The 12,638-nt window shown below is 56.4% G+C and carries 10 protein-coding genes; 3 read left to right on the top strand and 7 right to left on the bottom strand.

Annotation, left to right across the window (positions count from 1 at the left end; translation table 11 throughout):
- Positions 1-55: 55 nt before the first annotated feature.
- Together lplT and aas are read right to left on the bottom strand one after the other, a co-directional pair.
- Positions 56-1,249: a lysophospholipid transporter LplT gene (gene lplT, locus V4835_RS04860; RefSeq protein WP_024909299.1), complete on the bottom strand. Its 1,194-nt coding sequence runs from the start codon at positions 1,247-1,249 to the stop codon at positions 56-58.
- A complete protein-coding gene (gene aas / locus V4835_RS04855; protein WP_331411339.1) occupies positions 1,242-3,401 on the bottom strand; it encodes a bifunctional acyl-ACP--phospholipid O-acyltransferase/long-chain-fatty-acid--ACP ligase in 2,160 nt (719 codons plus the stop codon). The genes lplT and aas overlap by 8 nt, the downstream gene beginning before the upstream one ends.
- A gap of 426 nt (positions 3,402-3,827) precedes the next feature.
- Here aas and galR point away from each other — a divergent pair, with 426 nt between their 5' ends.
- Positions 3,828-4,844: an HTH-type transcriptional regulator GalR gene (gene galR, locus V4835_RS04850; protein ID WP_063144692.1), complete on the top strand. Its 1,017-nt coding sequence runs from the start codon at positions 3,828-3,830 to the stop codon at positions 4,842-4,844.
- Here the strand turns inward: galR and V4835_RS04845 are convergent.
- Complete coding sequence (locus V4835_RS04845; protein ID WP_331411338.1) at positions 4,805-5,290, bottom strand: GNAT family N-acetyltransferase; 486 nt, start codon at positions 5,288-5,290, stop codon at positions 4,805-4,807. The two genes, galR and V4835_RS04845, sit on opposite strands and share 40 nt — an antisense overlap.
- A 220-nt stretch (positions 5,291-5,510) precedes the next feature.
- Between V4835_RS04845 and V4835_RS04840 the strand changes: the two genes are divergently transcribed.
- Positions 5,511-6,548: a LacI family DNA-binding transcriptional regulator gene (locus V4835_RS04840; RefSeq protein WP_331411337.1), complete on the top strand. Its 1,038-nt coding sequence runs from the start codon at positions 5,511-5,513 to the stop codon at positions 6,546-6,548.
- On the opposite strand, the gene lysA is transcribed toward V4835_RS04840, so the two are convergent.
- Positions 6,518-7,780, bottom strand: a complete 1,263-nt coding sequence (lysA, locus tag V4835_RS04835; RefSeq protein WP_331411336.1) for a diaminopimelate decarboxylase — start codon at positions 7,778-7,780, stop codon at positions 6,518-6,520. The two genes, V4835_RS04840 and lysA, sit on opposite strands and share 31 nt — an antisense overlap.
- Before the next feature lie 121 nt (positions 7,781-7,901).
- Between lysA and V4835_RS04830 the strand changes: the two genes are divergently transcribed.
- The gene (locus tag V4835_RS04830) at positions 7,902-8,828 is read left to right on the top strand and encodes a LysR family transcriptional regulator (RefSeq protein WP_063144688.1); all 927 of its coding nucleotides are present in this window, start codon (positions 7,902-7,904) and stop codon (positions 8,826-8,828) included.
- On the opposite strand, the gene V4835_RS04825 is transcribed toward V4835_RS04830, so the two are convergent.
- The 3 genes from V4835_RS04825 to araE all read right to left on the bottom strand — a co-directional run bounded on the left by V4835_RS04825 (position 8,823) and on the right by araE (position 12,363).
- A complete protein-coding gene (locus V4835_RS04825) occupies positions 8,823-9,515 on the bottom strand; it encodes an aspartate/glutamate racemase (protein ID WP_331411335.1) in 693 nt (230 codons plus the stop codon). The genes V4835_RS04830 and V4835_RS04825 overlap by 6 nt on opposite strands.
- Before the next feature lie 90 nt (positions 9,516-9,605).
- Positions 9,606-10,730, bottom strand: coding sequence for an LPS O-antigen length regulator Wzz(fepE) (gene wzz(fepE) / locus V4835_RS04820; protein ID WP_331411334.1), 1,125 nt, complete (start codon positions 10,728-10,730; stop codon positions 9,606-9,608).
- A gap of 217 nt (positions 10,731-10,947) precedes the next feature.
- Positions 10,948-12,363 carry an arabinose-proton symporter AraE gene (araE, locus tag V4835_RS04815; protein ID WP_331411333.1) on the bottom strand — a complete coding sequence of 472 codons (1,416 nt, stop codon included), beginning with the start codon at positions 12,361-12,363 and terminating at the stop codon, positions 10,948-10,950.
- Positions 12,364-12,638 lie beyond the last annotated feature (275 nt).

Below are 12,638 nucleotides of genomic sequence, written 5' to 3'. Positions count from 1 at the left end.
TTTGCTCCCTCTCCCTGTGGGAGAGGGCCGGGGTGAGGGCATCAGGCCGCACTTATCAACGCCGACGCTGCCAGATCCATAATCCCGCAATCGCCAGGGCAAACAGCCCACCAAACCCTACGCCAATCCCCACCACCGGCACACCCACTTTTACCGCCAGCGAGTAGAGCCCCAGCATTAGCAGCATCGCCAGGTTTTCGCCCAGGTTTTGTACGGCGATGGCATTCCCGGCCCCGACGGTCTGCTTGCCACGTTCCTGCAGCAACGCGTTCAGCGGCACCACGAAGAAACCGCCCAGAATACCAATCAGGATGAGCAGGACATAGGCAGGCAATAATGCATGTTGCAGCGAGAAAATCAGCACCACGACGCCAATCAGGATCCCTGCGGGCATGCAGCGTGCTACCGTCTCGAGCGTCACCAGCTTCGCCGCCGCGCCTGCTCCCACCACAATGCCGATGGCCACCATCGCATTAAGATAGGTCGGCGTCGCGTTGTCAGTAATACCCAGCGCCACAGGCACCCACAGCACCAGCAGGAAGCGCAGCGTGACGCCCGCGCCCCAGAACATACTGGTTCCCATCAGGGAGAAACGCGTTTCACCGTTACGCCAGAGCACGCGACAGGCGGTAAAGAAACTGCCGGTCATCGGCTTAAAGCGCCAGGATTGCCCCGGGCGAGCCACAGGCAGTTTGGGAATAAACAGGTTCGCCACGACCGCGCCGCCATAAACTGCCGCGCATACGCCCAGTGCCGCCAGGACATGCCAGTCTGCCAGTACGCCGCCCGCAACGGATCCGAGCAGGATAGCGGCAATGGTTGACGACTCCATCAGGCCGTTGGCTTTCACCAGCTTATCGCCCGTGGTCAGCTCTCCGAGAATGCCATACTTCGCCGGAGAGTAGGCGGCAGCGCCAATGCCCACCAGCGTATAGCCAATAAACGGATTGAAGCCAAAGCAAATGCTGGCGGCACCCAGCAGCTTGAGACCGTTGGCAAACATCATCACCCGGCCTTTGGGGAAACTGTCCGCCACCTGCCCTACGAACGGAGCAAAGATAATGTAAGCGCCCACAAACACCATCTGCAGGATCGGCTGGCTCCAGTCGGGGTAAAACTCGGCTTTCAGCAGCGCCAGGGTGGCAAACAGCAGCGCGTTATCACCGAACGCAGAGAGAAACTGTGCGGCGATGACGGCCATCATGCCTTTCGACCTGAGCGATGTGTTAGTGTGTACTGACTCACGCATTTTGCTGTTCCGCCTCTTCTACCATGCCTTTCAGGGTCACGAAATCGGGCTTCCCGCTACCCAGCACCGGGAGCTGCTTCAGATATCGAATATCGCGCGGCACGGCCAGTTCAGGGATACCGTGTTCACGCGCGTGGCTCAGTAACCTGTCGCGCTTAAGCTCAGCGTCGGTCGTAAACAGCACCAGCGCCTCGCCTTTGCTGGCATCGCTCTTCACCACCGTCGCATGCATCTTGTCCGCGGACACGGCCGTCGCCAGCTGCTCAACCATTTCCAGAGAGACCATTTCACCGGCGATTTTTGCGAAGCGTTTCGCACGTCCCTGAATCTGAACAAAGCCTTGTTCATCAAAACGGACAATATCACCGGTGTCGTACCAGCCGGTTTCAACCTCGCCGTCGACGTTTTCCGCCGTCGGGACCTCCAGCACGCCTGGGTTTTCCACGCGCAGGTAACCGTTCATCACGTTTGGCCCTTTCAGCTGCAGACGGCCACCGTCCTCAATGCCCGGCACGGCCAGCAGACGCGCATCCATTCCCGGCAGAATTCGGCCCACCGTACCCGGCTTCGCCGCCATCGGTACGTTAATCGAGACCACGGGAGCACACTCGGTAACGCCATAACCTTCGAGAATGCGCAGGCCGAACTTGTCCTGCCAAATCTGCCGCGTGCTGTCCTGCAGTTTTTCCGCACCGGCCACCACATACCGCACGCGATAGAAGTCATACGGATTGGCGAAACGCGCATAGTGGCCCAGGAAGGTCGAGGTGCCGAACAGGACGGTGCAGTTACGGTCATACACCAGCTCCGGCACAATGCGGTAATGCAGCGGGCTTGGATAGAGGAACACTTCTGCGCCGGTCAGCAGCGGCGTAAACAGCCCCACCGTCAGGCCAAAGGAGTGGAACAGCGGCAGCGCCGACATAAAACGATCATCCGCGGTAAAGTCGGCAATGCTTTTAATCTGCTCAACGTTCGCCAGAATGCTCTTGTGGCTGTGGACGACGCCTTTCGGGTTGCCCTCCGATCCCGACGTGAAGAGGATAATCGCATCATCTTCCGGCTGCTGTTTGACCTGCGCCAGACGCGGCATCATAAGGTGAGCAAAAATCCACAGCTTGTCGCCGGTGGTCACGTCCGCTTTCAGATCTTCCAGGAAGACCCAGCGCACCTGGGTGAGCTGCTCGGGAAGATGCCATAGCTTGCCTTTGTCCAGGAACTGACGAGAGGTAAAGACGGTATTAATCTGGGCAGCGGTGATGGCGCTGGTCAGCCCTTTCACGCCCGCCGTGTAGTTCATCATGGCCGGGATGCGCCCCCGGGAAACCGCACCAAAAATCACCGCCGCGCTGATACCTGCGTTAGGCAGCATCAGGCCAATCTTTTCGCCCTTCTTGCTGTACTTCTCCAGAATGCGGCCCACAAACAGGGTCTTGGTCAGCAGTTTGCGATAGGTATCCGGGGTAAAGTTGATGTCTTCGATGCAGTTTTTCTTCGCGCCATAGCGGTGCTGCGCGGAAAGTAGAGATTCGTACAGCGTTTCGCGCGGGCGCACGGCCATGCGCGCTTCCATCATAATCTGATGCAGCATTTCCCCGGCGATTTTACGGCGATCGCGGGCACGCGGTGCGTCGGGCATCGGTAGCGACGTTGGCGGCAGAATATGCAGCGTGATTTTTGGGAACAGACGCTGCTTCACCAGCCCCTTCAGGCGGCTGAAATGGCTCAGCTCTGCGCCTTCAATGCGCAGCGGCACCACGGTCGCTTTTGACTTCGCCGCGACAAACCCCGCGCCGTCGTAGATTTTCATCAGCGAACCGGTCACTGAAATCCGCCCTTCCGGGAAAATGACCACCGGACGCCCCTGCTCGACCAGACGCACCAGATGCTTAATCATCATCGGCTTTGTCGGGTCGAGCGGCACAAAATCAATCAGCGGCGTGAGCCAGCGCATATACCACTGCTGGCTGATGGAGGTATAAACCGCAAACACCGGGCGCACGGGCAGAAACAGCGCCAGCAGGATGCCATCTATAAAGGAAACATGATTTGGTGTGATAAGAACGCGTTCGCCGCGAAGCGCCTGGGTATCGCCAGTAACGCGGATGCGAAAGAGAATACGGAATAGTGTACGGAAGAACCCAAATAGCATCTCAACTCCCTTTGCCAGCCAGTGTGGAGGGTTGATAGTAAATGGTGGCAGATTACACGAGAAGTGATATGGGAGCGACAGCAAAAGTGGAGGCGAAAAAAAACCTGCGCATCCGCGCAGGTTGGTGCAAGAGATGAGTACGAAACCGTACTAAGAATTCTCACCAATCAATACCTCTGGGATCTCAACTGTATCAACCTCTTTAACGTCCTCGCTATCGGACAATCGCAACAGCCTGAGGCAAAGTGTAACCAAAGGTTCAGATTGACATTTTTCAGACATGACTGCGCGTGTAACGATTACACTACCAGGGTTGTGCTGCGTCACGTTTGTGGAGAGCGGAAATCCGCTCCCCTTGAATGCGCGCCGCTTTTCCGCAACACTATTTGGTGTGTAAACGCTTACCCCCCAATAAGAAGGTAATGAATGGCGACAATAAAGGATGTGGCCCGTCTGGCAGGTGTGTCGGTGGCAACCGTCTCCCGCGTGATTAACGACTCACCGAAAGCCAGTGACGCATCACGCCAGGCGGTACAAAACGCCATGGAATCCCTGAACTATCATCCCAATGCCAATGCCCGCGCGCTCGCCCAGCAGTCCACAGAAACCATTGGTCTGGTGGTAGGCGATGTCTCCGATCCCTTTTTCGGCGCGATGGTGAAAGCCGTTGAACAGGTTTCTTATCAGACAGGTAATTTTTTGCTGATCGGCAATGGCTATCATAATGAGCTAAAAGAACGCCAGGCCATTGAGCAGCTGATCCGCCACCGCTGCGCGGCGCTGGTGGTTCACGCCAAAATGATCCCGGATGCAGAACTGATTCATCTGATGAAACAGATCCCCGGAATGGTCATTATCAACCGCATTATTCCCGGGTTTGAAAAACGCTGCGTGGCGCTCGACGACCGCTACGGCGCGTGGCTTGCGACCCGTCATCTGATTCAACAGGGCCACACCCGGATTGGCTATCTCTGCTCAAATCACCCGATTTCTGATGCAGAAGACCGCCTGCAGGGCTACTACGATGCCCTGCGCGAAAACGGACTGCCGTGTAACGATCGCCTGGTTGCCTACGGTGAACCGGATGAGAGCGGCGGTGAGCAGGCCATGACCGAGCTGCTGGGCCGCGGACGGAATTTCACGGCGGTTGCCAGCTATAACGACTCTATGGCCGCAGGGGCAATGGGGGTGTTGAATGACAACGGAATTGAGGTACCGGCAGAAATTTCGCTGATTGGCTTCGATGACGTGCTGGTCTCTCGCTACGTGCGCCCGCGTCTGACCACCGTGCGCTACCCGATTATCACAATGGCCACGCAGGCCGCCGAGCTGGCGTTAGCGCTGGCTGAACAGCGCCAGCCGCCGGATATTACGCATCTGTTTAGCCCGACGCTGGTTCGCCGTCACTCCGTTGCCTCACCTGCGGAAGCGCAGAGCGAATAACGGTAGAGGTGAACCCGCGTGTTGGGGTATTCCAGCCCATCACCGATATACTGCCAGCCGTAACGTTCGTAAAAGTCGCGGCAGGCAGACCAGAGGTGCAGTTCTTCATATCCCGCCTGTGCCGCCCAGGTAATAACGTGCTGCTGTAACCGTCCTGCCAACCCCTTACCTCGCGCCGCGTCGTCGACGTAGAGCGCCGCCAGCCACGGAAAGAGATCCTGACGGGTGATCAAATCGCAGCGCCAGAGCCCTACCGTACCAAGAAGCTGTTCGTCTTCTACTGCGATAAAAGTCAGCGGTAATGCTCCCGGCGTCTGGCTGTGCTCAACGATGCTGTGGAAAAATTCCCGGGGGAGCCCTTCGCCAAAGGCCTGCCAGAGCCAGTCGGTGACCTGCTCCGCATAGTGCGGTGCCTGGTAAAGCGGGAGGATGACACTCTTTTTCACGTTTCACCTGCTTTTTCTCATGTATCTGCTGGCCTGAAGCTCCGGCCCGGTTCGGCGATTATTTTACCAGACTCAGACTATTTAGTTTTACTTCAGGCAGGCCAGATGCATCGTTACTAAAAAGCGTGATCGTGGCGGAGTTTTTGCGCTTCCCGCATCGCTTATACGCCCTGAGGTCTGTGTTAAACTGCAGACCATTACGTGGAAGCAGGAATGTAGAATGGCAACAATGCTGGATGTCTCACTGCGTGCGGGCGTGTCGAAGGCTACCGTCTCGCGCGTGCTGAACGGCACAGGTCAGGTTAAAGAGAGTACGCGTCAGCAGGTGTTTGCGGCGATGGAAGAGCTGGGCTATCGCCCGAACTTTCTCGCGCGTTCACTGGCTAACCAGACCAGCAACAGCATTGGTCTGGTCGTCTCTACCTTCGACGGCTTTTACTTTGGCCGCCTTCTCCAGCAGGCGTCGCGGCAGACGGAAACCCACGGGAAACAGCTGATCGTCACCGATGGTCACGACGCGCCGGAACAGGAAGAACAGGCGGTGCAGATGCTGGCCGATCGCCAGTGCGATGCCATCGTGCTTTACACGCGCTATATGAGCGAGAAAGCGATCGTCAAACTGATGGACACCGTGAAAACGCCGCTGGTGGTCATTAACCGTGAAGTGAGCCAGGCGCCGGATCGCTGCGTGTTCTTCGAGCAGCAGGATGCGGCGTTTAAGGCCGTGGATTACCTGATAAGCCAGGGACATCGGGAGATCGCCTGTATCACCGTGCCGATCCATACCCCAACCGGGAAAGCGAGGCTGATGGGCTATCGCAAGGCGCTGGAAAAGCACGGCATCCGCCTGGACGAGCGTCGGATAAAGTACGGCGATGCGGGAATGACGCGGGGATACGAGCTGTGCAAGGAGCTGATTGCCGACGGCGTGCCGTTTAGCGCCCTGTTTGCCTGTAACGACGATATGGCGCTGGGCGCGTCCAAAGCGTTACACCAGGCGGGGCGTAAAATTCCGCAGGATATTTCGCTGTTCGGCTTTGACGATGCTCCAAGCGCGAAATGGCTGGAGCCTGCGCTCTCATCGGTTTATCTGCCTATCGACAATATGATTGTCACGGCCATCGATCAGGCGATCCGGCTGGCAAAAAACCAGCCGGTCGATGCCATCCCGCCGTTTACCGGCACGCTGGTCTTACGCGATTCGGTCACGACGGGGCCGTACTTTAATCAGATGAGTTCTAAAGCCAGCAGTTCCTGAATAGTCTGGCGACGACGGATCAGACGTGCTTTACCGTTATCAAACAGCACTTCCGGCAGCAGCGGGCGGCTGTTGTAGTTAGATGACATCGACGCCCCGTAGGCACCGGTATCATGCAGCACAAGATAATCACCCGGTTTGACCTCTGGCAGCGCGCGGGTCTCCACTTTGCCGCCTTCCTGCTGAGTGAACACGTCACCCGATTCACACAGCGGCCCCGCAACGACCGTCTCAACCCGCGGCGCCTGCGTTAAATCGCGGCCGTCGGCAGCCAGGGCGGTAATGTGGTGATAGCTACCGTACATGGACGGACGCATCAGATCGTTAAAGCCTGCGTCAATCAATACGAAGTGGCGAGACCCCATCTCTTTCACGCTGCGCACCTGTGAAACCAGCACACCGGCTTCCGCCACCAGGAAACGACCCGGCTCAATTTCCAGCTTCACCGCGTGGCCAAGATGCGCGGCAATTTGGTCACGCGCGGCGCTCCACAGACCGTAATAGTGATCGGTATCGATCGCCTCTTCCCCTTCGCGATAGGGAATGGAGAGACCACCACCGGCAGAGATCGCCTCCAGATCCTGGCCGAAGTCGACAACCTGGCGCACCATCGCGCCGCACACCTGCTCCAGGTGGCCGTAATCGACGCCAGAGCCAATGTGCATATGAATACCCACAAGCTTCAGGCTGTAGCGCTGTAATACCTCCAGCGCGGCAGGCATATCGGCATACCAGATCCCGTGCTTGCTGTTTTCGCCGCCGGTATTGGTTTTTTGGCTGTGCCCATGACCAAAGCCCGGGTTCACGCGCAGCCAGACGCGATGGCCGGGAGAAACCTGACCCAGCTGCTCCAGCATATCCACAGAACCGGCATTTACCGGGATCTGCAGTTCGTGGACGCGCGCAAGCGTCGCATCGTCGATCACATCAGCGGTAAAGACTATCGCGTCGCCGTCGGCTTTCGGATCGAATCCCGCCGCCAGCGCGCGCTCGATTTCGCCCAGTGAGACGGAGTCGACCTTCACGCCCTGCTCACGCATCAGGCGCAGAATATGGATATTAGAGCAGGCCTTCTGGGCAAAACGCACCACGTCAAACTGATGCAGGGCGGCGATCTTCTCGCGAACGATCTGCGCGTCGTAGACCCACACCGGGCAGCCAAACTCGGCGGGCAGGCGCAGCAGGTTGTCGGCGTTCAAATCGGTATCAGTCTGGTTCAGCGGGCGTGGCATGGTCTTCTCCGGATAAATGCGTTTTGATGATTACGCCACAGCGCGAAGAGAATAAAAAATATCGTTTTATCGCGAGTCTATGCAAAAATGATATGGACAGTAATCTGCTTTCAGGTGCCCTATGCCCGCCGTCAATTTACGCCACATCGAAATTTTTCACGCCGTGATGACCACCGGCAATCTCACCGAAGCCGCGCAGATGCTGCATACCTCGCAGCCGACGGTGAGCCGCGAGCTGGCGCGCTTCGAGAAAGTGCTGGGGCTGAAGCTGTTCGAACGCACCCGCGGCAGGCTTCACCCAACGGTACAGGGGTTACGCCTGTTCGAGGAAGTTCAGCGCTCCTGGTACGGACTGGACAGAATAGTGAGCGCTGCGGAAAGCCTGCGCGAGTTTCGCCAGGGCGAGCTGTCGATCGTCTGCCTGCCCGTCTTTTCGCAATCTTTTTTGCCGATGCTGCTTCAACCCTTTCTGGCCCGATACCCGGAGGTCAACCTCACCATCGTGCCTCAGGAATCCCCCCTGCTTGAAGAGTGGCTTTCGGCTCAGCGCCATGATTTAGGCCTGACCGAAACCCTCTCCACGCCAGCGGGAACGGCGCGCACGGAGTTGCTCTCGTTAGATGAAGTGTGCGTTCTGCCCGTCGGGCATCGGCTTGCCGGTAAGGCGGTGCTCACACCGGAGGATTTTCACGGGGAAAACTACATTAGCCTGTCGCAAACCGACAGCTACAGACAGCTGCTGGATACGCTGTTTGCCGAGCATCAGGTCAAACGGCGAATGGTGGTGGAAACGCACAGCGCGGCTTCGATTTGCGCGATGGTGCGTGCAGGCGTCGGCGTCGCGGTGGTGAATCCGCTCACGGCGCTGGACTATGCCGGAGGCGGGATCGTCATCCGCCGCTTTAGCGTGTCCGTCCCGTTCACCGTGAGCCTGATCCGCCCGCTGCACCGTCCGGCTTCCGCGCTGGTGGACGCTTTCACCGAACACTTAACAGAGCACGCGCGTCAGGTGGCGCTTCGCTTACCTGACCTGCAAAACCCGTTATGACAGCATAAACGCCACGGCATCCGCGGCATGGATGGCGGTGGTATCATATACCGGGACAGGGCTTTGCTCGACGGGCACCAGTAAACCGATCTCGGTGCAGCCGAATATCCCCCCTTCGGCCCCCTGCTGCGCGAGTTTATCAATGACGCTGACGTAATACGCGCGGGAAGAGTCGCTGAAGGTACCGAGGCAAAGTTCGTCAAAGATAATCTGGTTGACGCGCGCCCGATCTTCTTCACCAGGGATCAGGCTTTCGATCCCGAATTCACTGTGCAAACGTCCGCGATAAAAATCCTGCTCCATGGTGTAGCGTGTACCCAAAAGCGCTACGCGGCGCATCCCGGAGGCCGCAATCGCACGCCCGGTCGCGTCCGCGATATGCAGAAACGGCAGCGCGCAGCGGTCCTCAATGTGCGACGCCACTTTGTGCATGGTATTGGTACAAAGCACGATACCCTGGGCGCCGGCGCGTTCCAGCCCCAGCGCAGCCTGGGCCAGGATCTCCCCGGCTTTATCCCACTCACCGCTCGACTGGCAGGCTTCGATTTCATGGAAATCAACGCTGTGCAGCAGCAGGCTTGCGGAGTGCAGACCACCCAGTCGCTGCTTTACCCCTTCGTTAATCAGGCGATAATAAGGGATTGTCGATTCCCAGCTCATTCCACCTAACAGGCCGATCGTTTTCATCATCCCTCCTTATCTTTGGTCTCTTTTTTTAACATAACCGATGCCCATAAAAAAAGGCGCTCTATTCAGCGCCTTTTTAAACTTCAGAATTTATTCCGTCACCGGCTGTGGCTTCGGAGCACGGGTGAGCATCGCCTCACGCAGCAAAACGCTACCGCAGGCAAACAGGCCCCCCATGAGCGCCGCCAGAAGGACAATCAGAGCCTTGCTCGGGCCATCCTTTTTCACCGGCATGGAAGGCGAAAGCTGATACCTGAATGGCTCAAGTTTAACATCGGAAAAGGAGAGCTTTTTCAGCTGTGCGAGGTGGTATTCCCGGTTCTGGAACTCTGCATTCAGCTCTGTCACATCCTTCAGATTTTTTTCAATCTGCAGCTTTTGCGCGATACCGTCAGCACCGAGCGCAACGGAGTAATCCGGGTCATCTTTTACGGCCTGCCCGTTGCTGTAAACCGGCTTCTTGATGCCTGCGGCATTTGCCACTTCCAGCGAATAATTCAGTCGCTGCAGGTTGGCATTGTGAACATTGGTCAGACGGACACGATCCAGTTCCAGCTGCTGCTCAACCACCTTCGTTTTCAGGGCGATCTGGTTGCGAATATTCTGCACCGTCTCTTTTTCAACAATAGCCGCGATATGACCGATATATCCCGACAGGACGGCTTGCGCATCTTCGGCTGTCGGAGCTGAGAAGCTTAATGTCCATGAAACATAAGGTGCGTTATCCACGTCTTTTGCCTGAACGTTATTCACCGCTTTCAGTCGGTCTGAAATGTTGTCTATCGCACGATGCAATTCTATGGGATCAACCTCGGCCCCATTCAACAGCGATATCACGTAAGGAGAGGTCGTCATGTACTCTTCGAACAATGACTGTGACTGGAACTTTTTAATAAACAGGTCAAAGAGTTGCGGACGGGTAATCTTCACGTCCACATCAAGTACCTGTAACGTCACCATCATTTGATGCAACGGGTTCCACTGCAGCTGTTCTGCCGGGGTGATCACCGCTTTACTGGTCCAGTGCTGCGGCAGTAAAAATGAAAGGGCCAGCCCCGCCAGCGCGAAAGCAAAAATAATGGTGGCGATACGTTTTTTCGCCGCCAGAAGGAGCGCAAAGAGTCCCAGAAGATCTATCTCTTTTTCGCTTAAAGCCGGGGCGGTATAACGGGGAAAGTCGAGGTCCGTACTTTTTTTGAAATCCATCTCTGACATAGTGATTCTTCTTTTTCCGGATGCAACGCATCTTTTCACAATTGATAGCGGTGGCCCGATAATACAACAACATAAGAAAAATCCTAATGCCAGATACCTCTCGCTGTCTACTCCCTACCAGAGTTAGTAGTGAGCTTAATCACATTATTATTGTGATTAAGCCACCTTTTCCTTTTTAGTTTCGGTAAGTATTAAAACCTTCGGTTAGGAAAAAGAATCACACGCCGATGTTACGCAGTTTCTCCCCAGCCATCAGCTTGCGTTCAATGTGTTCCAGCGTCACGCCTTTGGTTTCCGGGATTAGCCAGAACGTGACGCCAATAAACGCGACGTTCAACACCGTGTAGAGCCAGAAGGTTCCGGCAGCACCAATTGAATCCAGCAGCGTCAGGAACGTCGCGCCGATGATCATGTTCGACACCCAGTTGGTGGTCGTAGAACAGGTGATGCCAAAGTCACGGCATTTCAGCGGCTGAATTTCGGAACACAGGATCCACACCACGGGCGCGGCGCTCATCGCGTAACCTGCGATACACATCATGGTCATCCCAACAGAAAGCCAGGAAAGCCCGCTTGATGCCGTGCCGTTATCAAACTGCATCAGGCAGTAGCCGAGGATCAGCGTGCCGATCGCCATCACGCTGAAGCCGATTTTCAGCGCCGGTTTACGCCCGGCTTTGTCCACGGTGAATACCGCAATGAACGTGGCGAACATAAAGGTCAGCCCGACCACCAGGGTCGCGATCATCTGCTGTTCCGTAGTGGTGAACCCGGCCATTTTGAAAATGCGCGGCGCGTAGTACATGATGATGTTCATCCCGGTGAACTGCTGCATCGCCTGCAGCAGCATGCCGAGGAAGACCGCACGGCGCACGTTGCGGTTGATCTTAAACAGCGCCCAGCCGCCCTGCTTCAGCTTCAGGCTTTCGCGGATCTCGTTCAGCTCTTCGCGCGCTTTTTCCGAGGTATCGCGCAGCATGCGCAGGACCTCTTCTGCCTCCACGTGGCGCCCTTTTTGCGCCAGCCAGCGCGGACTGTTTGGCAGGAAAACCACCAGGACGATCAGCACCAGCGCCGGTAAGGCCAGCACGCCCAGCATCGCGCGCCAGTTGCCGCTGTAGCTGAAGTAGGTGTCAGACAGGAACGCCAGCACAATACCCAGTGTGACCATCAGCTGATACATGCTGATCATCTTGCCGCGCACGTTCTCACTCGCCATTTCGGAGAGATAAAGCGGCGCGGTGTAGGAGGCAATCCCCACCGCCACGCCCAGCAGCACGCGGGAGAGCAGCAGCACTTCTACGTTTGTCGCAAACGCGGAGCCGATCGACCCCGCGACGAACAGGATTGCCCCGACCATCAGACTGTATTTGCGCCCCAGGCGGAACGACAGCCAGCCGTTAAACAGCGCGCCAATGGCCGCGCCGAGCATCATGCTGCTCACCACCCACTCCTGCAGACGGTTACTGAGGGTAAAGTGATCGGTAATAAACGGTAATGCGCCAGCAATGACGCCGATATCCAGTCCAAACAACAGGCCCGCCACGGCGGCGGCAATGGAGACAAACTGATTCATGCGCCGGGTGTCACGCAGCGCAGCGGGCATTAGGGTAGAGTCATTTATAGATGTCATATTTTTCCTGCCTCAACAGCAAAATTCGTTAACTGAAATTACGAGAAAGCGAGGAAAAGTGTCAGGCTGGAAATCGCGAAGTTATGGATTATTCCGCTACGGCATACGGTTCTGTGATGGACATTACAATTTCAACTCGTGGCGAATAATCACGTATTTTTACTAATCATCTAATATTTAAGCAATAAAAGTGTGATTGCCGTCATTTATGATTTTTCAGTATGGATTTTTCATCTTTATCGATATGGACTAAGCCAATTTAGCGCAAAAAAAAC

The organism is Enterobacter cloacae complex sp. CARB60, from assembly GCF_036487345.1.
GTDB lineage: Bacteria > Pseudomonadota > Gammaproteobacteria > Enterobacterales > Enterobacteriaceae > Enterobacter > Enterobacter asburiae_D.
Note: the sequence above shows the minus strand (reverse complement) of the source record. Positions and strands in the feature narration are given on the sequence as shown.